Raw genomic sequence first — 21,553 nt, 5'->3', positions numbered from 1 at the left:
GAAGGTTGTAATGAATATTTAGTCATCTCCCTCGTCGGTGTAAAATTAGTTTGCGTTTGGCCTGTAGGCAAAAGTAGTGTCTTTAGCCTTCTTTTGTCACTCGGCCTATGATCGGGAATACACTTGACAAATAAAGGGCGACAGAGCTTACGACTTTTACATCAATGTCCACTCTTATAGAAAAAATAGCCTCCGACGAGGCGATCGATACTGCTTATGAATGGTTGTGTAAAAAACGCCTACATTATCATCCGAATGCCGATGTCTGGCAGGTCAGACGATGGTGGCACGAGAAAAAGCCCATCCTACAGGCGCAAATTCTTTCGGGGAATTTTCAATTTCGGGAGTTGCGCTTGATTCGAGGTGAGGAGAAATCAATAGAATGGTGGTCGTCTTTGGATGCTTTGGTGTTAAACGCGATGACTATTGTTTTGACGGAACATTTGAAACCTGTCCTTTCACCTCGATGTTTTCACTTAGCCGGGAATAGCGGGTTGAAGGGGGCGATCGCTTACTCCAAATGACCCTTATGCCCAAGGTTCATCTCCCTTGGTTTTATGTTTTTCGTCGATTTTAAGGGTTGTAAATCTATGCCGTATTTGCTGAGTGAGATTTGTCGGCTCAATGTCGAGCTGCCTGTCACCGTCACGACCAGCGATTTGTTGGAAGTTAAAAATTATCTTTTATCCACATAAACATGACTTCGTCATTTGGACTCCATGATGCCAATGCATGGAAACCATCATTCGTCAATACAAAGTGGGTAAATATAAATCAGGGTGTAATGGACATCGAAAACGGCTAGGCTTCAAGACGATAGTCAAACCCAGTGAGGCTAAAATTCAGGCACATTATCAACATCTTGCTGACATTATTGATGCTCACAAAGCACAAAGTCAAGGTGCTGTTATCAAACACCTCAACCCGGTTATTCGGGGTTGGGCGAATTACTATTCATCACAATGTAGCAAGAGGGTATTTACTAAGTTAGATCACCTATTGTACCTGAAACTAGCACGATGGGCTAAACGCCGTCATCCTAATAAAAACGGAGATTGGATTACGGACAAATATTGGCACACACATGGAGATAACAACTGGATATTCTCTACTACTGATGGGTTAAGATTGATTGAACACGCTAAAACACCCATTATCCGTCATACAAAGGTTAAAGGTACTGCCTCGCCGTTTGATGGAAACCTAATTTACTGGAGTTCTCGTTTGGGTAAACATCCAGAATTACCCAAGTTAAATGCCTTGCTATTAAAAAAGCAAAAAGGCAAATGTCCCTATTGTGGATTAACTTTTCAAGATAGAGATGTCATAGAGAAAGACCACATCATTCCACGGTCTATTGGCGGTTTGAATGAGTATAAAAACTTTCAACTTCTCCATCGACATTGCCATGACGAAAAGACTCGCCATGATGGCAGTCAAGGTAACAAATCTGGCTGTAATAGTGCCGAACCAAAACCACTTCCTAAATTCGTGACTGATTGGAAATGGATAGATGGAATGTTGGTGACGAGGTATATGTGACAAGTACTGTCTTGTTGAGGAGCCGGATGAAGGGAAACTTTCACGTCCGGTTTTGTAGCCGAGTCGGAGAGGTGACTCTCCGGCTTAGGTTAACCGATCTACACCATATTGTAGGGTTGGTGGAGCTTTCTTCATAACCCAACACCATCTCTACCTCGTATTACGCGGATTTAGTATGATGCTCGCCGTCGTAACTACGACAACAAAGAGCGATCGCATTTGGTGTTGCTTTACGAGCACAATGCAAAAACGATTGCATTGAGGAGCGCGATCGTTTTTGCTAAAGAGCAGCTAGGAGTAGTCCTCAATCGCCGCCTTAGCCACTTGTTACCCTGTATGAGGGTTAACCTGCGCTTAATCTGTTTCTGGCAAAATAATCAACATCGATGGCGCTAGCTGGGGGTCATACAGACGCAGATAAAAATAACCAATCCCTGCTAACCCTAACATCAAACCTGGGGTTTCTCCTCCCCCCATAACTCCACAAGACCAAGGAATACGGTTCTTTTCATAATGTTCAATGCCTCGCCAGCCAACTTGCTCAGCTATGGATTTATATTCGGCATTGCCTAAGACGCGACTGGCATAAAGGAGTAATTCGGTATTGCCGGTAAAACCGTGACACAAGCAATAACTTTCTGCACCGGTGGCAGGTTGCTGCAAGGATTTAATCGTGGTGCGTATAGCAGCTTCCGCTTGGTGTTGGTAATCTGGTTTGCCTAAAATCTCATAAGCACGCAGCCGCGAGAAACCAATACCGGGTGCGCCATGACACCAGGCAACTCCGTAACTGGGAGTTGGATTAGTGCCAGTAGTTGTCCCTTGCTGAAAATTGCGTAAGTCTGGCCAGTTTTCGTACTGAGGATTGTACCAATTTTGCTCGTAGCGAAAACCGGCTTCTGCTGCTACCAGGAAAGACTCTTGCTTGGTTTGTTGATACAATTCCAGTAATGCCCAAGCAATTCCTGCTGCTCCGTGAGAAAATCCAGTTAGGTCTTGCTGTTGAACCTCACCAGGCATTTCCAGAGTAGTCCAAGACCAACCATAATCATTTTTGTTGGCTTTTGACAGTAAGTATTCACCATAGCGATTGGCTGCTTCTAAGAGGACATCTTGTGGATACTGCTGATAAACCGAGAGCAAAGCGGGAATCGCACCAGCAATACCACTAACTACATCCAGCTGTTGCTTACTTAGGTCATCCTGGCTACGTTCTGCTAAGATTTTTAGTCCTTTTTCCAGCCAATCCTGATGGTCAAAGATTTCCCCCAGGCGAACTAAAATATAACCAATACCAGTACAACCACTGTAAAAACCACTGCGAACTTCTGGAGGTAATTCTGGTAACCGGGATAGGGTATGCTCGATCGCCGCTTCGGCAGTTTGGCGATAGAGTTTCTCAGGAGTCAGCTGGTACATCTTACCCAAAAACAGGGCAATACCACTCGTGCCAGTGTATAAGTCTGGACCAAAGGAACTTTCAGTCACTGTCCAATTGTTGAGGAGATAGTCCATTGATGCTCCCAACCAGTTGCAGCGCTTACTATTCCAGATTGCGTCTCGGCAGAGGCGAGCGGCAATGGCGTTGGCTGTTTCTAAAAAACTATTTTGTACTGTAGTATTCATCATTTCTACTCAACAAATAAATTGGGAAATTGATATTGCTCAATTGACCCAGCCGACAAATAAGGACGTTCTAAACTAATGCCATATTGGTTGAATTGTTGAATTACTTCTCCCAATTGGTCTCGCTCAGTTTGCAGACCTTTGCTATAGGCATTCCAGATACCTTCGGCGAGAATACGGCAACGATTCAAGCCAAAGCTATCCCCATTACTTGGGTCTTCTGCTAGTCCTAATCCTGGAGCAAGTTGTTTGCTAAATAGGGGTGTTCGAGGTTCCAGGTACTTCTCGATTTTAGGATAGACTTCTGAAAGTAGTCTGGCGGTAATCTGAGTAAAGCGTTTGCTAACAAATAAAACTGCTGAGTCAGAACGAGGCAAATTACTATTCCAAGAGGTCAGGCATTTGAAGCGAAACGGCACTTGAAACTGATTGAGTTTCTGAGTTAGGCAACGGATTAAGGTAGCTGCTCCTTGTTCTTGGAGATGCCAATAGAAACGTACTTGATTGTAGTCATCTTCGTACCCAATCTGGGTTTCACTGAAAACATAGTAAAAGCCCGGTTGTATGGTAAAAGATTCCCTAGGTAAAAAGACGCTGATATTAGCTCCTACCCTTGGTGCCATTCCCGCTCCTTCCTGGCAGAAAAACTGACCAGGCCAGAACATACGGTTAGTGCCAAACTTTTGAGCCATTACTTGGCTCGAAGCTTCGACTCGATAGATTTGCCAGCCGCTCTCCCAACGCTCACGACTGGTGTTAGCTTGGGAAAGGCTTTGTAGGAAGTTAGGGTCTTGGACTTGAGAAGGATGGTCTGGCTTCGGTTCTTCAGGAATTGTCCCGGTGAACTGTTGACAATAGCAGTACATATATAACTGAGACTGCAAGCGCCAGATCATGGGGTTTTGTCCAGAAGCCAGCATTTGTTGCTGGGACATAGGTTGTTGTCCTGGTATTCCCACTTCAGGAACCCGCCGTCCAGCAAAGGAGGCTTCTGTCGGAGAAGCAATCTTAACTGCTTGGCAGATTTTTGTCAGTTCTGGAATCAGTTGTGCTTCCATGTTTGATATTATTCTTGGAGTTAATTTCCTAACAAAATCGGTACCATTTCTTTGGGATTTTGCAAGATATTTAAACTAACTTGAAGCATATAGATAGCATTAGTTGTGAGTTGGGTTGAGCTTCTCGTGTATTCAAATACCGTTTGCAAGGTACGCACGGCAGCATACATCATGGAGCGTTCCCGCAACTCTTCTGCTTGCCCTTGGTTAACTGGTAAGTTCTCCACATAAGCCTGCCAAAAGGCTTGCATTGCCGGTTGTAGGCTTTCCAAGGGATAAGGAGCCTGAGCAACCAACTGCTCTGGTGAGATTTCGGCAGTGGCTGGCATGGACAAAATCCAGAAGTTAAAGTATGCCTGAAAAATTCCTGCTACATCCCAGTAGCCATCACCAATATCAGCCAGTTCCCAGTCAATTATGGTTAGTTCTAATTCACTCTTGCCGTTGTTAGCGGGAGAGACTAGGCAGTTTTCCCATTTCATGTCTCCATGAATCAGGGTATCTGTTTGCCACTGACTACGCAAAGCTTCCACTTTCTGAGGAAAGTCGGGATAGCGCTGTAGAATGGTCTGAAGTTGGGTAGAGGCTCCCTCTTGGGGAATATATTGTAAGTTGTTTTCGTAAATGGAGAGAATCCAGGGAATTTGTTTGGGAAAGATAGTCTGTTGATTAGGAACCCGGAAAGCAAAGCTACCAGCACGATGGTAACTAGCTAATGCTCGTCCCAATTGCTCCCCAATTTCGATGGGAAATTTGCCTACCCTTCGGTGGTAGATGCCCAAATCCTCAGAGCCTGAAACCAGTTCGAGAATTAAGACGCCTCGCATCGGGTCAAATCCATAGAATTTGGGCATCAGGGAAGCTAGGGAAGCAAGAACTCCATTGGGTTGGGCTAATTGATAACAATTAGCTTCTTTTTGTAAGACAACAAAGTTTTCCGGTTGTGTGTCTTGAAGCTTTTTAACGAAGTAGCCGGGATGGTTTTGGCGGTGAATAAAGTAGTTACGGTAGCGTGTAGGGCGCTCAATCACTTTCAAGTCACCATCAACTACGGACTCAAAAGTGAGAAAGCCCCGGTCTAATAGGTAATAGACAATAGAGCTGGTAGGGTTAGCCATGGAGTAAATTATCTGGCGGTTGGCAAATTTGTGCCGGTTTTTTGGTGAAATTTGAGCTGATGCTGTCTAATAACCCCAACGCTACCAGGATGGCAGCGTTGAGACGTTATCAAAAGCTACGGTACTAGCTTGAGTGATCTTGGATATGCTGATTCCTTAGCAATATCCTGGAGGTATGGTACACCAATCAGTGTAGATATTACCTGGGGCTGCACCTTGTCATGCCCCTGCTATAGGAAGAGTCCATTAGCAAGCAGGGAAGTAAGTCGGATAACAAACTGGGGGTACGGTTGGTGGGCAAATTCCGGGAATGGTTGGGACGGTGCCAGGAGCTGCGCCCTGTGCCACCGTTGGATTAATGGTTGGGCAATAGGGCGGTGAGGTGGGTGGGCACACTGGAATCTGAGCCGTGTATATAGTAGGAACAGCTACAGTTCCCGGAGCTGCGCCCTGTACCCCCGTTGGATTAATGGTTGGGCAATACGGCGGTGAGGTGGGTGGGCACACTGGAATCTGAGCCGTGTATATAGTAGGAACAGCTACAGTTCCCGGAGCTGCGCCCTGTGCCACCGTTGGATTAATGGTTGGGCAATACGGCGGTGAGGTTGGTGGGCACACTGGAATCTGAGCCGTGTATATAGTAGGAACAGCTACAGTTCCCGGCGCTGCGCCCTGTACCCCCGTTGGATTAATGGTTGGGCAATAGGGCGGTGAGGTTGGTGGGCACACTGGAATCTGAGCCGTGTATATAGTAGGAACAGCTACAGTTCCCGGAGCTGCGCCCTGTACCCCCGTTGGATTAATGGTTGGGCAATAGGGCGGTGAGGTTGGTGGGCACACTGGAATCTGAGCCGTGTATATAGTAGGAACAGCTACAGTTCCCGGAGCTGCGCCCTGTACCCCCGTTGGATTAATGGTTGGGCAATAGGGCGGTGAGGTTGGTGGGCACACTGGAATCTGAGCCGTGTATATAGTAGGAACAGCTACAGTTCCCGGAGCTGCGCCCTGTACCCCCGTTGGATTAATGGTTGGGCAATAGGGCGGTGAGGTTGGTGGGCACACTGGAATCTGAGCCGTGTATATAGTAGGAACAGCTACAGTTCCCGGAGCTGCGCCCTGTACCCCCGTTGGATTAATGGTTGGGCAATAGGGCGGTGAGGTGGGGGGGCACACTGGAATCTGAGCCGTGTATATAGTAGGAACAGCTACAGTTCCCGGAGCTGCGCCCTGTACCCCCGTTGGATTAATGGTTGGGCAATAGGGCGGTGAGGTGGGGGGGCACACTGGAATCTGAGCCGTGTATATAGTAGGAACAGCTACAGTTCCCGGAGCTGCGCCCTGTACCCCCGTTGGATTAATGGTTGGGCAATAGGGCGGTGAGGTGGGGGGGCACACTGGAATCTGAGCCGTGTATATAGTAGGAACAGCTACAGTTCCCGGCGCTGCGCCCTGTACCCCCGTTGGATTAATGGTTGGGCAATAGGGCGGTGAGGTGGGGGGGCACACTGGAATCTGAGCCGTGTATATAGTAGGAACAGCTACAGTTCCCGGCGCTGCCGCCCCCGGGCAAATTACAGGGTTAGTAGGCGGGCAAGCGTAAAAGGTAGGTGGGCACTGTGGCACAGTACTTGCTGTATAAACTTCAGTACCCGGAGCTGCACCCTGTGCTCCCGTTGGATTAATGATTGGGCAATAGGGCGGTGAGGTAGGGGGGCATACTGGAATCATTGCCGTGTATATAGTAGGAACTGGCACAATTGGTGGTCTACCTCCAGGAGCTGCACCACCTAGATAGTCTTGCTGAATTTTGCCTGCTAAAGCCCTAGCAGCATCAATTTGATATTGCGGTAACACGTTAAAAATCCTCAGTTGTAAATGTTTTTCAGTCGAGGAAGCTCTTAGAGGCTTCCATTGAGTTCAAGCAGACGGTTCCTGCTTTCAGAGTTTTGTCTCCAGTCGCATTCCTCATCGCCTGATTTACCCACCCTCTATCCCTTCCCCCAACTCATAGCTGGAGGACAATGCTCTGTGAAAGCGTCTGCTTTCTAACGCAAACGCTTGAAGTTTCTGGAAATACTAACTTGCTGATTACTCTCGCTCAGCAACCGGTTGGTTAAATTGTTCTTGATCCAACCAAGTCATATCGTACAAAGACCACCAGTCACTGGTTAACCCTGACAATAGGTATTGGTAAGGTAACCAGCCATATCCGGCATCTCCCCATCTTTCGCCCCAGGAGTTTCTAATCAACAGTGCTCCTTCTTCTCTCTGGCAACCTGGAGTCCGGTTTTCAATGATTATCTTGTCGTCATAACCCACTGCTACCACGGTATGAAGACCTGCTGGCTTTTCCGTGGGGTCAGGAGTCGGAATCTTACCTGTGATATGAGCTTGTGCGATCGATGGGAATAAGGGAAAACCAAACATCGCTGGTAAATTTTTAACGAGTTGGTCTTTAACGATCGCTAGCAGTGTTTCAGGATTAACGTTAGGCTGATCGTAACGATAACTCTGTGTCGCCTTGAAGTTTTCTGCAAAGGCGTAGCAGAAACCCGGAGGTTCGGCGTTGACTATGGCTGGATTGTAAGGCCAAAACTTTTCTGGCGGTACGCCAAAGAAAGTTAATGCCTCCATCGCTTTGCGATTATAAGCTCCCTTATCTGCATATTGGCCAACTAGTTGTCGGGCTACTTTATAGATAAACATTCGGGAACCATCTAGAGTTTTGCCGAAAGTTCGCTGCTGAAAGTATTCTGCCAGAGCCACACAAGCATTAGATTGACAAGCATTGATCTGACCTTGGTCATACACTGGTGGAAACCCTCGGCGCAAGTCAACCTTACTAAGAAGTGTTTGATATCCAACTCTCTGTAAAAATGTTTTGACTGTTTCTGTCTCCAAATTCTTGTCGTTGATATCAGGCAACTCAGGTACCCAACCTGTACCAATCCATTCTCTACCATTGAAAATCAACATAGAAATTTATGGTTTTACTGAACTTGCTATGCAAAACTAACCCGTAACGTGTCAAGCCAAGAAAACTCTAAGTAGAAAATCTTCAAAATTTCCAAACCCTAGACCTTTCGTTTTAGTTTTACTATTCTGTTTAAGAGACGGAAGTTCTCTTTTTTTCTGATTTTTTCTATTAATCTTTAAAGAGTTCGGTTGAGGCGTAGGGAGGCGTTGAGAACGGCGATTTCTTAGTGAAGCGTTGACCCATTGCAAGCATATCCCACATAAGCGAAATGGGTAAATAGGTGATTGTTGCTGTGGTTCACCTTTTATTGTTAGGCGATTGGGATTGCACGTCTCTACCGATACCGTTCCCGTTTCCCGAACAGTAGGCGATGTTTCTACTATTACTTCTTTAATGCCTATCTTATTCTGTCCATTGCTGTCTCCGTCTCCCACTAATATCATGTCCTCTTGAATACCCTTAGTTAGGACTGACGCGGAGACAGGGAAACACGGGGACGCGGGGACGCGGAGACAGGGAGACGCGGGGACACCAGAGTTTTCTTCCTTCGTTGTGAAAGAAAGTTCATGGGAGTCTAACTTGCAACTTTCCTCCTTCCCTTCTGCCTTCTGCCCAGCCTGCGGCAACGGCTTCGCTGAACTGCCCTCTGCCTTCTTTCCACCAATGCCTAAGTACTCAACCGGACTAGATATGACATCCTCCTCCGCACCTCGAAAATATCCGCTCAACTTCTCTTTGAGCAGTTTCCTCGCCTGATATATTCGCCTGCACACATTATCGTAGGATATCCCTTGGCGTTGGGCAATTTCTGTATGGGTCAGCTCTTGATAAAAATGTAAAATAAAAGTTTCCCGCAAGGTTTCTGGTAAATTAGCGATCGCCTGTTGTATCTCAGTAGATTGCTCCTGTCTCTCCAGACAAATCTCTGGCGACGCAACCGTTGAACCTATACCTATCTCCTCAGTATCCCCCACCCATTCAATACTTTCAACACCTACTGCTCCTCTAGAACGTTTTCTGATGATATCAATACAGAGGTTGCTAGTCAGCTTGAATAGCCAAGCCTTCAAGTTATCGATTTTCCCAGCATATTTCTGTACCTTTTCCCAAGCTTTGAGCATTGCCTGAGACAAGGCATCTTCGGCATCTGTTGGGTTAGAGTTCATAAACTTAAGACAGCACCGATAAAGCTGGTCCTGATATTCAGTCCATTTTTCCCAAAACTGAGATCTGAGTAGGTCGTTGTCTTGCCCCGTTAAAGTACCCTCCATTATCTGCTCCCTGGATATTGCTTGCTACCAACAATGACGTAAGGGTAGCTACTGATTTGACCTATAAAACCCTATACAATTTGGCTTGTTTTCATATAGGGTTTAAGGGAGGAGAAGGCAGAAGGTAGAGGGCAGAGGGCAGAAGGTAGGAGAGGCAAAGGGTAGAGGTTATACCAAGTTGGTAGAATACTTACACTATAGTGGCAATAAGGCAGAGGGCAGATGGCAGAAGGTAGAAGGCTCCAAGGAAGTCAAAATTATTGCTGTGACTAAATTTGAGAGGAGTGATAACGACTATACACAAAAGGGCAACTGCTATACTTGCATAAGCAAAATTATTTGTCAACCCTATAAAACTAATATATATGAAAGGCAGAAGGCAGAGGGCAGGGTGTTGCACAATAGAGAATGATATTCTAGAATGTCATGGAAAAATGGATTGTCCTTATTGTCAAAGCCATAAAGTAGTGAAAAATGGTCATCGTCAGGGAAAACAGAGTTATCTGTGCCGTGACTGTGGCCGTCAATTGCCTCCTAACGGAGGAGCTACGCTTTCGAGAAAGTCCCTCTCCTGCGGGTTATAGTTCTGATGTTAAAGAGCTTTGTGTAAAAATGTCCGCGATTTGGCATGGGATTCCGAGCCATTGATAGAGTGACTGGTATTTCCCATAACACAGTGCTTAACTGGGTACGGCTTGCACCAAGCACAGATTTCTGACGATAACTATGAAATACCTGAAACTGCTCAAATAGATGAACTGCAAACTTTTATCGGCTCAAAAAAAACAAAATTTAGGTCTGGACAGTCGTGAATAGCCAAATGCCAGGAATTATTAAGTTTGTGATAGGCGATCGCTCCGCCGTTACCTTTACAATATTATGGCAGATGATTCACGGTTGGGTGTTTTCTGTATATTACAGATGGATACAAGGTTTATCCCTGTTTAATAGATGATTGCGTTCGCGTTAGCGGTGCGGAGCACTATCATCTAGTCAGCACGCGCAGCGATGACGAGAGTAGAAGGAGAAAACTGCCGTCTAAGACACTATCTAGCTAGGTTACATCGTAAAACTTTGTGCTACTCCAAGTCCATTGATATGCTGTATAGATCAATTCGGCTGCTGATCTATTATTTGAAACATCGGCAAATTCCTCAATTCTCATAATCATTCGTCACTGTGCAACGCCTGTTTAGTTACTCTGTTAACTATTACGCAAGAACAGTCTCTTCGATTTGCCTTATTGCTGTTAAGTAGACAGGCGATCGCTGCAATCTTTTTTTCTCTATTACTTGCTTGCGGAGAATTATTAATTAGCTAAAGGCCCAAAAAAACATTTAGCCCAAAATTCGTTTATAGTGATGGCCCTAATCCGACAAATTGTAAATCAATAAAAAGTATTTTATTGCCAAATCTTTCTCGATCTACCCATCTCCCCACACCTCCCACATCTCCCACACTCCCCGCACCTCCCACACCTCCCACACCTCCCCTACTCCCCCACTCCGCTCTCCAAGACAAAACTCCACAAACTATGAGCCATTTCTAACTTACTACAAGACGGAATATCTCGCCGACCACCTTCAGCATCCAGAAAAATTCCTTGATTTGTATCGCTACCAAAACCAGCTTCCTCTCGGTCAATAGGGTTAGCAACAATAGCATCTAAATTTTTCTCCTGCAACTTCTCCAACGCAGGTGCAACAATATCTCCAGTCTGTGCCGCAAACCCAATCAAATATTGCTGGCGCTGCTTTAACCGCCCTAGCTCCGCCACAATATCCGGTACAGGTGTCAAAGGTAATAAATCTGGTAGCGATCGCTTCGGCAACTTCTCACTACTATACTCAGCAGGTTTAACATCTGCTACTGCTGCACTCATCACCACTATATCTGCTTCACCAAAATGAGATAACATTGCTTGTCGCATCTGAGCAGCACTCACCACCTCCACAGTTTTTATCCCTGATAACAGCAACTCTCCCGAAATACTATGCACCAAAGTGACACTTGCACCCCGATGCAATGCTGCCTTAGCTAAAGCTATACCCATCTTACCCGTAGAAGGGTTGCCGATATATCTCACTGGGTCCAAATGTTCTCGCGTTCCACCCGCGCTAATCAATATTTTCTTACCTGCTAAATCTCTTTTACCTGCTGTATATAACAAAGATTTTATATTTGTCACTATCTCTGTTGGTTCCGCCATTCGGCCTTGACCAATGCGATCGCAAGCTAATATTCCCATATTTGGACTGATACCATAATATCTTTTTTCCATCAATATTTGTTGCCAATTTCGCTGTACTGTCTGTTGTTCCCACATATCAGTATTCATTGCCGGAGATAATAAAATTGGGCAACTAGAAGCCAGCACTGTATTAGTTAACAAATTATCTGCTAAACCGTATACTAATTTTGCCAAAGTATTTGCTGTGAGAGGAGCAATGACTATTATTTCTGCCCATTCACCCAACTGAATATGCAATGGACGTCCGTGAGTAGATTGCCAAAAATCTCGATCTGTATAAGCTGGATAACGACAGAGAGTGGATAAAGTTAGAGGTGTAATGAACTGTTGAGCAGAATCTGTCAAAATTGCTCGCACCTCAATTCCAGATTTTACGAGAGTAGAAACTACCTCACAAATTTTATAAGCTGCTATACCACCACAAATACTGATTAAAACTCTTCTAGTCATAACATTTTTTTGTCTTGAAAAGTAGAGAGGGAACAGGGAACAGGGAACAGGGAATAGATTTTCACGGCCAATGATTACTAAGCATAATTTTGTATAGTGACTGTTACTTCTGTTGCTATAGACATCTGTTCAACAATTAATTATTAATTATTAATTATTAATTATTAATTATTTCTCCCTATTCCCTAAATAAATAAGAGTGTTGGGTAAAAACTATCCAAGATGAAAAAACCTTGGTTATTTTTTTCTAAACCAACACTCTCAAATTTGATAAAATAATTAAATTACTGACTTATGCGCTCCCCATATTTGCCTCAAGCCTCATCACAAGGCTCTAAATCCAATAAATGGATATAAGGCTCAATTAACTCTGGACGTTGAAAGGCGATCGCTCGTAGCAGGTGCCAATCACTCAACCCGTCAAAAGGATTTTGATAATCATCTTCCTCCAAACGTAAAGCTAACTTAGCTACATCCTGCGCAGTTACATTAGCAACCTCGTGTAAAGAACGGGCTATAGTTTGCATCAAAACCAACCTCCCTGAAATGGCATCTGCTGAAAGCATTAATTAAAATGGAGTGTGAATAACACTCCCATTTAATATAATAGTCTTTCTAAACTTTTGCCATAGTATCTATAACAAAACTTCGCATTAACTTTACAATTTCTGGAATAATCTCATGTCCCATATTAAATTCTTGGTATTGTATATTTGCCCCCAGACTTGTGAAAGTATCGCGCGTTCGTCTTCCTTGTTCAATAGGTACAACTGGGTCTTGTGTACCATGTGTAACTAGAACAGGTGGTAATTTTTCTCCTGATGGTTGAAGTTGAGAATGTAGATACCCACTTAAAATAATTAAACCTTTTATTGGCAAAGTTACTCCTACATCCATAGCCATTGCCCCACCTTGAGAAAAGCCACATAGAATAGTTTTAGATAAAGGTATCCCTGTTTTACTTTCTAGAGAAATTAGCCAATCAATTAATATTTGGCGACTTTCAGGCAGACCTTTGAATTCTTCTAAATTCTCTAAGTCATACCACATTTTTCCCCCTGGAACTTGAGGATGAGGTAGCGGAGCATCTGGAAATTCAAACCTATAATCAGGCAAATTCAACTGTTTTGCTAAAGGTGTTAAATCGTTACAGTTAGCTCCCCAGCCATGTAAGAGAACAACTAAACCTGTAGGTTCATTATTAGGTGAGATGGTAATTGAAGTTAATTGGGTCATTTCAGTTATAAGTTATATGAAGAAGGAAGAAGGAAGAAGGAAGAAGGAAGAAGGAAGAAGGAAGAAGGAAGAAGGAACAGGGAAGAAGGAAGGCTAACATTGCCAAATATTTCTTTATCCTCCCATCTCCCCATCCCCCCATCTCCCCATCCCCCCATCTCCCCATCTCCCCATCCCCCCATCTCCCCATCCCCCCATCTCCCCATCTCCCCATCCCCCATCTCCCCACACTCCATATTACCTCGGCGGTAACTGTTGAAAAATACCTCTACCTCCACCTCCAGTTATAGGTTGAGATGGTACGCGATCGCCAGAGCTACCAGCAGCAGGTTGAGGACCTCTCATCATTCCACCACGAGGGGGAACTCCACGAGAAGGGTCGGAAAATTCGGAGTCAGATACATTTGGAGACATGGTAAAATCAGACCCAGGTGGAGTGTTGCCACTCATGGGGTTGCCTGTACCACCGAGAGCATCATTTAAGAAACTATTAGAAAAGCCAGTGAAATCTAGTCTTCTCTCTTCTTCAAAAAATGGTACACTGATTCTACGTTTTTTTGCTGGTTCTCTAGAATTTTCTTCTTGAGCGTAAGCTACAGATATTAAGCTAAGGGAAAAAGAAGAAAAAAGAAGGAAACATATCAATTTATTAATTGAATTTATCGGGAAAGGCAGAGGACAGGAGGCAGAAGGCAGAAGGGAATTCTGAATTTTGCCTTTGTTTCTTCCCAAATATTTTGCTCTTTTTTGTTGCACCTTTACTCTTGTTTGTTTTCTGTTTATTACTGCTATCAAAAAGCTATTATTCATGGATAAATATAGTTATTCTAAATTTTTTGTTAATCATGACTTACGGATGAGATAGGAAAAACTAGGACTTGAGATTGCTTTCCATCCCGGAATGTTCCGCAAACCCTGTCGGTCGCTTCAGAGGAAAATACGTTGTTATGCGTAAGTCCTACTAATTTTACCGAATTATTAATTATTAATAATTAGTAATTAAATAATTATGGTTTAAAGCCTCCCTTTTAAGGGGAAAAAGCGGTCGAGGGATGGCGAGGTTTCCTCGCCATATCCAATCGACCAAGAGAAGAAATAATATTTCCTTATATTCAATCAAGAGCGGTTTTAACCAGAGGTAATTATCAATTATCCATTATCAATTATCAATTAATGAATTATCTTTTTCTTTTAGGTTTATTGATATAGAATCCGGTTATATAATATATGTTGTATATGTTGATAATTCTATAATTACTTCAATCTCCCCTACTCCCCTACTCCCTACTCCCCTACTCCCCTACTCCCCTACTCCCCTACTCCCCTTCTTCCCTCTTCCTTCTTCCTTTTTCAAGGCTAAAAGCGGAAAGTTGTCCGTAAAACTCCTATTACAATTGTTTCATTATCTTCATTATGTTCTGGATTAGTTACTACAAAAACTCCGGGAGTAATTGTGATATAATCGTTAACTTTATACCGATAAAAAGTTTCAATATGATAAGAAGTATTCTCATCTTCTTGAATGCCATTATCTCCATCAACCAATTTTAAAGGTTTACCAAATAAAACAGCAAATAAATCTCCTTGACGACCAAAAGGGTCAGACATACCAACAGAAAATAAATAAGTATTAGAAGTAGCATGAGCATCAGAATTAATATAATTTGTAAATACCCACCCTCCCCAAGCACCCAGAGTTATTCTTTCCCAAACTCGCCACTGCACTGTACCACCCACAGCATTAATATTAGCAGGTAGACCTAACCCTCCAGAAGTATCAGCATTTAAGCTACCAGTAAAAGTATCTAAATAACCGTCTTCTGAATAAGCATTAATATAAGTCACACCAGTCAACACATTATCAAAGGGTACAGTTAAAAATTGGACTCCCATCGCACTGTGACCAGCATCAGTAATGCCACCTTGGCCTGTAGGACCGTTGCCAGGGTTTTCGCTATCCCGCGTACCGTAGGCAACTTGCAAACGTACTTTGTCAGTAACTAACCAGTCAAAACCCAAACCAGAATCTAATCTACCTATCTTAAATATGGGACTAGAGTCAGTAAACCGGGAAATAGACCCACGACCTGCATCAAAATAAGGGGAGTTAGCTGTGAGGACGCTATTTAAGCTGAAGTTGACAGGACGGAAAGTGAAGACTACGCGATCGCCAAAAGCGGGAAAACGATATTCCAACTTAAATATCTGAAGCTCGTCATCTGTATTTGTTTGATAAGATAATATTGCCATATCTGTATTAAATGACTGGGGACTTGCAAAACCACCAATACTGAAATTTGATGAACTGAAATTTGCTGCACCTAATTCTATTCGTAGGCGGTCTTTACCTGTAAAGGTTGTAGCTGTTTGCAGTCGTACTAGATAATTAAAAATTGTGTTTTTGTCTCCGTCTCCACGTCTGCCAAAAGCATTTTCTATATCTTCTCCACCGAAACCATTGGTTAAACCAAATATTACTTCTCCACCAAATATTGTTGTAGTGCCATTAAACCTGTTTGCTTCTAATTCTGTGGTGCGAGCTTCAAGTACATCTATTCGACCACGGAGGGTAGCTAACTCTGGAGCAAATTCTTCGACTAAACGTTGAACGGCAGCCATATCCTCGCGACTCGCTAAGTCTACTGTAGACTGGCTAATTAATTCTGTCATTCTATCTAAGCAAGCATTTAACCCAGCAGCAAATTCGTATCGGGTCATAGCTCGGTTGCCTTTATAAGTGCCGTCTGGATATCCTGCAATACAGCCATAACGTTCTACTAATGATTGTAATGCTTGAAATGCCCAATCAGTAGGTTGAATATCTGAAAGTTGGGATACAGAGTTTACTTGGTCTAGTTCTGAAAGGTCGTCATATTCATCTGATGTTTGTGCTAGTTGTAGGGTTTTTTTTCTAACTGTTGAAGAAACAGAATGGGAGTTATTTGAACTCTGTAATATTGGTGGTGATAGTAAATGGGGAAAAGACTCATCTTGAGGTTTAACTTTTGTAGAATTTATTTGTGTTAATCCAGTTGCAGATTTTGTCCATGTTAAAGGAAGCCCTAAAATAAATATTGAGATTAAAGATAATAAAAGTTTATTTCCCATTTTATTTTGTCCTCATATTATCGGTATATTTATTGAAATTGCTGTACTTTGCTTTCAGTACATAATAATTTAAGACGTTTATATCATTAATATCTTCTTTCAGCAACCGTAGGGGCGAATGGCATTCGCCCTAGCTAATACTATTCATTTCTCAAAAACTTTTCAACCCGTATCTTGAGCAGGGGAGTAGGGGAGTGGGGAAGAAATAAAATTTAATATTATTTTTATTGCCGTTGTGTTAGTTATTTATATATTATAAAATTCACAAATAATAAAAAACTAAACAGTATAAATACTGGTATCAAGAGGTTGTGCTTATAACAATTAGTAGCGAATTAGCTTCTTACTCTACTCTTGAATATCGCCAATTTATTGATTTGATTAAGGCTTTAAACCTGGTCTTTCGCACGCAATTTATCCAAAATTTACTATCCAATTGGTCAGGAAAAATCCTCAAAAAAAAACAGATTCACAAATATTTACCATGAACTTTTTAAACCAAAATCACAACCAAGAAATTCTCGATAAAAAGTTGGCAAGTAATAGCCATTGTGTGAGTATTTGGCCACCTGGTATGGGAATGTTGGTAATTATTGACCCCACGGTAGAAAATTATCAAATGTTAGCATCGGGGGTTTTGCCAGGAGCAAAAGTTGTGATTCTGAACTCGGAAGAAGATGAGGTCAGGCAAATAAGTAGAGCTATTTTGGATTATCCAGTTAATAGTCTGCATATTGTTTGTCACGGTTCTCCTGGTAGTTTGCAGTTGGGTAACATCAAGTTCAGCTTCTCCAACTTAGGTGAATATGGAGCAGAGTTGAAAAGGTGGGGTGAGGTCATTGGAACTGGTGGGATATTTTTGTATGGTTGCGAGGTAGCTGCGGGAGATATTGGTAGAGCTTTTGTGGGCAAGTTCCATGAGTTGACAGGGGTGGGTGTTGCTAGTGCTGTTGGTCCTGTTGGTTGCGCAGAGTTGGGAGGTAGTTGGGAACTTGGGGTTAAAGTTGGGGAAGTTGGGAATGGTTTGGCGTTTGAGCAAGAGGTTTTGGTAAGTTATCCGGGAGTTTTGCAAGAAGATTTGCTCTTTGCTTCTCAACTCAACAACCCACCAGTAGCAGGGGATGATAATGTCAGCACTGCGGAAAATACTCCGGTAACATTTCCATTTCTGAGCAATGATACTGACCCTGATGGGGACACCGTACTCATTGATAGCTTTGAACTTAGCAGTACCAATGGAGGTAGTGTTTCTCTCAATAATGATGGCACGTTTACTTATACACCACCCACTAACTTCAGCGGCACAGATACGTTTAATTATACTGTGACTGATGGTAATGGTGGCACAGATACGGCAACGGTGAGTATTTCTGTTACTACTGCTGCTCCTGGAAACACTTCGCCTAATGCTGAAGCAGACTCTGCTACTACTACTTCCAATACTTCGGTCACTATCAACGTTTTGGCAAATGATAGCGACCCTGATGGGGATAACATTTCTCTTTCTACTGTAGATAGTAATTCTGCTAATAATGGCAATATTACTGTTAACCCAGATAACACAGTTACCTATAATCCCGCAGATGGGTTTACAGGTACAGATACATTTACTTATACTATTGATGATGGTAATAATGGCACAGATTCCGCCACGGTTACGGTTAGTGTCGCTCCTCCTGACAACAACCCACCAGTAGCAGGGGATGATAATGTCAGCACTGCGGAAAATACTCCGGTAACATTTCCATTTCTGAGCAATGATACTGACCCTGATGGCGACACCGTACTCATTGATAGCTTTGAACTTAGCAGTACCAATGGAGGTAGTGTTTCTCTCAATAATGATGGCACGTTTACTTATACACCACCCACTAACTTCAGCGGCACAGATACGTTTAATTATACTGTGACTGATGGTAATGGTGGCACAGATACGGCAACGGTGAGTATTTCTGTTACTGCTGCTGCTCCTGGAAACACTTCGCCTAATGCTGAAGCAGACTCTGCTACTACTACTTCTAATACTTCGGTTATTATCAATGTTTTGGCAAATGATAGCGACCCTGATGGGGATAACATTTCTCTTTCTACTGTAGATAGTAATTCTGCTAATAATGGCAATATTACTGTTAACTCAGATAACACAGTTACTTATACTCCTGCAGATGGGTTTACAGGTACAGATACATTTACTTATACTATTGATGATGGTAATGGTGGCACAGATTTGGCCACGGTTACGGTTAGTGTCGCTCCTCCTGACAACAACCCACCAGTAGCAGGGGATGATAATGTCAGCACTGCGGAAAATACTCCGGTAACATTTCCATTTCTGAGCAATGATACTGACCCTGATGGCGACACCGTACTCATTGATAGCTTTGAACTTAGCAGTACCAATGGAGGTAGTGTTTCTCTCAATAATGATGGCACGTTTACTTATACACCACCCACTAACTTCAGCGGCACAGATACGTTTAATTATACTGTGACTGATGGTAATGGTGGCACAGATACGGCAACGGTGAGTATTTCTGTTACTGCTGCTGCTCCTGGAAACACTTCGCCTAATGCTGAAGCAGACTCTGCTACTACTACTTCTAATACTTCGGTTATTATCAATGTTTTGGCAAATGATAGCGACCCTGATGGGGATAACATTTCTCTTTCTACTGTAGATAGTAATTCTGCTAATAATGGCAATATTACTGTTAACTCAGATAACACAGTTACTTATACTCCTGCAGATGGGTTTACAGGTACAGATACATTTACTTATACTATTGATGATGGTAATGGTGGCACAGATTTGGCCACGGTTACGGTTAGTGTTAATTCACTACCACCCTCTTTTACTTTTACAAACAACTTATACAGTATTAATGAAGATGGTACATTAGCAGGTGATTCGATACAAGTTCAACGTAGCGGAGATACAAGCGGTAGTGCTGCGGTAGAAGTGCAATTAATTAATGGCACAGCTACAGGTGTCCCCACTCCTTTTACAGATACAACATTAGGTACGCAAGACTTCGATAACACAACAATTACTGTTACTTTTTCTCCAGGTCAAACTTTTGCTGATGTACCTGTAACTGTGAATGATGATGCAGCACCCGAAGGTATCGAGAATCTGACTCTTAACTTAGTCAATGAAATTATTGAGATTCCAGCAATTATCCTTGACAGTGCTAGTGTAGAAATTATTGATAATGATAGTGTAACTGTATCGATTAATGATGTTACAGTCAATGAAAATGCGGGTACAGCAGAATTTACTATCAGTTTATCTCAACCTACTTTTAATGATGTAACAGTTAACTACAGCACCAGTGATGATACAGCATTAGCAGGACAAGATTATACTGCTGCTGTTAATAATACGGTGACAATTCCAGAAACTCAAACCACTGCCACAGTTACAGTAGATATTTTAAATGATGAGATTGACGAACCAGATGAAATATTTAATGTTAATTTGAGTAATCCTATTAACGCAGTTATATCCGATGGTATCGGTTTAGGTACAATTATAGATGATGACGAATCTGTTGTTCCAAATATTAGTATTAATGATGTCATAGTCAATGAAGGTGATGGTAATGCTATATTCACAGTTACTGTAGACCCGCAAAGTAACCAAACTATTAATCTAAACTATAGTACCAGTGATGGAAGTGCTACAGCACCAAACGATTATACTGGGACTACATTAGGTTTTGCTTCTATTGCACCTGGAACACCTAGCACTACAATAACAGTTCCGATTATCGATGATAACGAAGCAAATGAAGGCAACGAAATATTTAATGTAAATCTTACCAGTGCTTCTAGTGGCAATATTCTAGATGGCCAAGGAATAGGCACAATTATTGATAATGATGTTATAGAAACTGGCAGTATTAGTGGGGTAAAATTCCAAGACGATAACCAAAATGGAATTCAAGAGCTACCTGGTGAAATAGGTTTACCATTCACTATTTATCTAGATACTAATGGAAATGGTGTTTTAGATGCTGGTGAATTGCAAACTTTTACTTTTACTGATGGGTCTTACTCATTCAACAATTTGCCATTTGGTGACTATATTGTTAGGGAAGTACCACAACAGGGTTTCTTGCAGACTACTCAAGAAGCAGTAGCAGTTAATCTCAATTCAGAACAACCTAATGCTACGGTTAATATTGGTAACAGTTTTGGTTTTAGTGGACGAAAATTTAATGATATTAATGCTAATGGTATTCTGGATGAGGGTGAACCAGGATTAGCTGGTGTCACTATATATATAGATATCAATAATAACGAAATTTTGGATGATGGCGATCCTTCTACTATTACTGACGAGCAAGGTAACTACAGATTTTTCACCAGCAATATACCAAGTGATACATATTTTGTTAGGGAAGTAGCACCAGATGGTTTTCAGCAAACTACTTTAAATCCATTAATTACAATTGATGATGGAGCAGTATTGGGTATTGAGGATACTTTTAATGTCAATTTTGGTAACCAGCAGCAACAACTACCAGTAGCAAATATTAGTGGAACCAAATTAAACGACACAAACAATGATGGAATAGGAGATACACCAGTAGCAGGAATAACCATATATATAGATAGCAACGACAACAACATCCTGGATAATAACGAAATTCAGACCACAACCGATATTAATGGATTGTACCAATTCAACAATATTAATCTAGCACCAGGAACATATAGTATCAGAGACATTCCCCCAACAGGATTTACTCAACAACAACCAGCACCAACCATTACCATCAATCCCACAGATACAATTGTCAATTTGACCCAGGTAGATTTGACAAATATAGCGAATAATATTCCAGCAAATATTAGTGGAACCAAATTAAACGACACAAACAATGATGGAATAGGAGATACACCAGTAGCAG

General features: G+C 42.5%; 16 protein-coding genes and 1 pseudogene. 5 read left to right on the top strand and 12 right to left on the bottom strand.

The features are described 5' to 3' along the window. The first annotated feature begins 164 nt into the window (after nucleotides 1–164). Nucleotides 165–524, top strand: a complete 360-nt coding sequence (locus SAGCYANO_RS00360; protein ID WP_202218272.1) for a hypothetical protein — start codon at nucleotides 165–167, stop codon at nucleotides 522–524. Between the two features lie 208 nt (nucleotides 525–732). After that, nucleotides 733–1,542 carry a group II intron maturase-specific domain-containing protein gene (locus SAGCYANO_RS00355; RefSeq protein WP_202218271.1) on the top strand — a complete coding sequence of 270 codons (810 nt, stop codon included), beginning with the start codon at nucleotides 733–735 and terminating at the stop codon, nucleotides 1,540–1,542. Nucleotides 1,543–1,896: 354 nt separating this feature from the next. Here SAGCYANO_RS00355 and lanM read toward each other — a convergent pair whose 3' ends face one another. The 6 genes from lanM to SAGCYANO_RS00325 all read right to left on the bottom strand — a co-directional run bounded on the left by lanM (nucleotide 1,897) and on the right by SAGCYANO_RS00325 (nucleotide 9,592). Then, a complete protein-coding gene (gene lanM / locus SAGCYANO_RS00350; RefSeq protein ID WP_202218270.1) occupies nucleotides 1,897–3,171 on the bottom strand; it encodes a type 2 lanthipeptide synthetase LanM in 1,275 nt (424 codons plus the stop codon). A gap of 2 nt (nucleotides 3,172–3,173) precedes the next feature. Next, nucleotides 3,174–4,226 (bottom strand): T3SS effector HopA1 family protein, encoded by a 1,053-nt coding sequence (locus SAGCYANO_RS00345; protein WP_202218269.1) that lies wholly within the window; start codon nucleotides 4,224–4,226, stop codon nucleotides 3,174–3,176. 20 nt (nucleotides 4,227–4,246) lie between these two features. After that, nucleotides 4,247–5,344 (bottom strand): phosphotransferase, encoded by a 1,098-nt coding sequence (locus SAGCYANO_RS00340; protein WP_202218268.1) that lies wholly within the window; start codon nucleotides 5,342–5,344, stop codon nucleotides 4,247–4,249. A gap of 246 nt (nucleotides 5,345–5,590) precedes the next feature. Beyond that, nucleotides 5,591–7,198, bottom strand: a complete 1,608-nt coding sequence (locus tag SAGCYANO_RS00335) for a hypothetical protein (protein WP_202218267.1) — start codon at nucleotides 7,196–7,198, stop codon at nucleotides 5,591–5,593. Nucleotides 7,199–7,432: 234 nt separating this feature from the next. Continuing rightward, nucleotides 7,433–8,320 (bottom strand): C1 family peptidase, encoded by an 888-nt coding sequence (locus SAGCYANO_RS00330; protein ID WP_202218266.1) that lies wholly within the window; start codon nucleotides 8,318–8,320, stop codon nucleotides 7,433–7,435. 51 nt (nucleotides 8,321–8,371) lie between these two features. Then, nucleotides 8,372–9,592, bottom strand: a complete 1,221-nt coding sequence (locus SAGCYANO_RS00325; protein ID WP_202218265.1) for an RNA polymerase sigma factor — start codon at nucleotides 9,590–9,592, stop codon at nucleotides 8,372–8,374. Nucleotides 9,593–10,026: 434 nt separating this feature from the next. Between SAGCYANO_RS00325 and SAGCYANO_RS00320 the strand changes: the two are divergent. Then, nucleotides 10,027–10,759, top strand: a pseudogene (locus tag SAGCYANO_RS00320) (IS1 family transposase). Nucleotides 10,760–10,945: 186 nt separating this feature from the next. On the opposite strand, the gene SAGCYANO_RS00315 reads toward SAGCYANO_RS00320, so the two are convergent. The 4 genes from SAGCYANO_RS00315 to SAGCYANO_RS00300 form a co-directional block, all read right to left on the bottom strand. Continuing rightward, nucleotides 10,946–11,113, bottom strand: coding sequence for a hypothetical protein (locus tag SAGCYANO_RS00315; protein WP_202218264.1), 168 nt, complete (start codon nucleotides 11,111–11,113; stop codon nucleotides 10,946–10,948). Further along, nucleotides 11,085–12,293, bottom strand: coding sequence for a bifunctional phosphopantothenoylcysteine decarboxylase/phosphopantothenate--cysteine ligase CoaBC (gene coaBC, locus SAGCYANO_RS00310; RefSeq protein WP_202218263.1), 1,209 nt, complete (start codon nucleotides 12,291–12,293; stop codon nucleotides 11,085–11,087). The genes SAGCYANO_RS00315 and coaBC overlap by 29 nt, the downstream gene beginning before the upstream one ends. Before the next feature lie 314 nt (nucleotides 12,294–12,607). Further along, entirely contained in the window at nucleotides 12,608–12,820 is a 213-nt protein-coding gene (locus SAGCYANO_RS00305) for a DUF2555 domain-containing protein (protein WP_202218285.1), read from the bottom strand. Between the two features lie 88 nt (nucleotides 12,821–12,908). After that, nucleotides 12,909–13,529, bottom strand: coding sequence for an alpha/beta hydrolase (locus SAGCYANO_RS00300; RefSeq protein ID WP_202218262.1), 621 nt, complete (start codon nucleotides 13,527–13,529; stop codon nucleotides 12,909–12,911). On the opposite strand from SAGCYANO_RS00300, the gene SAGCYANO_RS47205 reads away from it, so the two are divergent. Then, nucleotides 13,504–13,626 carry a hypothetical protein gene (locus SAGCYANO_RS47205; RefSeq protein WP_255502430.1) on the top strand — a complete coding sequence of 41 codons (123 nt, stop codon included), beginning with the start codon at nucleotides 13,504–13,506 and terminating at the stop codon, nucleotides 13,624–13,626. The genes SAGCYANO_RS00300 and SAGCYANO_RS47205 overlap by 26 nt on opposite strands. Before the next feature lie 140 nt (nucleotides 13,627–13,766). Here SAGCYANO_RS47205 and SAGCYANO_RS00295 read toward each other — a convergent pair whose 3' ends face one another. Beyond that, nucleotides 13,767–14,174, bottom strand: a complete 408-nt coding sequence (locus SAGCYANO_RS00295; RefSeq protein WP_237395460.1) for a hypothetical protein — start codon at nucleotides 14,172–14,174, stop codon at nucleotides 13,767–13,769. 711 nt (nucleotides 14,175–14,885) lie between these two features. Next, nucleotides 14,886–16,637, bottom strand: coding sequence for an iron uptake porin (locus tag SAGCYANO_RS00290; protein ID WP_202218260.1), 1,752 nt, complete (start codon nucleotides 16,635–16,637; stop codon nucleotides 14,886–14,888). A gap of 484 nt (nucleotides 16,638–17,121) precedes the next feature. On the opposite strand from SAGCYANO_RS00290, the gene SAGCYANO_RS00285 reads away from it, so the two are divergent. After that, nucleotides 17,122–21,553: Ig-like domain-containing protein (locus tag SAGCYANO_RS00285; protein ID WP_202218259.1), on the top strand; the 4,432-nt coding region annotated here is incomplete at its 3' end.

This window comes from Okeania sp. KiyG1, assembly GCF_014132355.1.
Taxonomy (GTDB): domain Bacteria; phylum Cyanobacteriota; class Cyanobacteriia; order Cyanobacteriales; family Microcoleaceae; genus Okeania.
The sequence above is the reverse complement of the archived record's forward strand: the minus strand, read 5'-3'. Positions and strand labels throughout refer to the sequence as shown.

Coding starts and splice junctions, on each gene's coding strand:
- SAGCYANO_RS00360 (WP_202218272.1), top strand. CDS start 165: ATGTCCACTCTTATAGAAAAAATAGCCTCCGACGAGGCGATCGATACT.
- SAGCYANO_RS00355 (WP_202218271.1), top strand. CDS start 733: ATGGAAACCATCATTCGTCAATACAAAGTGGGTAAATATAAATCAGGG.
- lanM (WP_202218270.1), bottom strand. CDS start 3,171: ATGATGAATACTACAGTACAAAATAGTTTTTTAGAAACAGCCAACGCC.
- SAGCYANO_RS00345 (WP_202218269.1), bottom strand. CDS start 4,226: ATGGAAGCACAACTGATTCCAGAACTGACAAAAATCTGCCAAGCAGTT.
- SAGCYANO_RS00340 (WP_202218268.1), bottom strand. CDS start 5,344: ATGGCTAACCCTACCAGCTCTATTGTCTATTACCTATTAGACCGGGGC.
- SAGCYANO_RS00330 (WP_202218266.1), bottom strand. CDS start 8,320: ATGTTGATTTTCAATGGTAGAGAATGGATTGGTACAGGTTGGGTACCT.
- SAGCYANO_RS00325 (WP_202218265.1), bottom strand. CDS start 9,592: ATGGAGGGTACTTTAACGGGGCAAGACAACGACCTACTCAGATCTCAG.
- coaBC (WP_202218263.1), bottom strand. CDS start 12,293: ATGACTAGAAGAGTTTTAATCAGTATTTGTGGTGGTATAGCAGCTTAT.
- SAGCYANO_RS00305 (WP_202218285.1), bottom strand. CDS start 12,820: ATGCAAACTATAGCCCGTTCTTTACACGAGGTTGCTAATGTAACTGCG.
- SAGCYANO_RS47205 (WP_255502430.1), top strand. CDS start 13,504: ATGGTAATTGAAGTTAATTGGGTCATTTCAGTTATAAGTTATATGAAG.
- SAGCYANO_RS00300 (WP_202218262.1), bottom strand. CDS start 13,529: ATGACCCAATTAACTTCAATTACCATCTCACCTAATAATGAACCTACA.
- SAGCYANO_RS00290 (WP_202218260.1), bottom strand. CDS start 16,637: ATGGGAAATAAACTTTTATTATCTTTAATCTCAATATTTATTTTAGGG.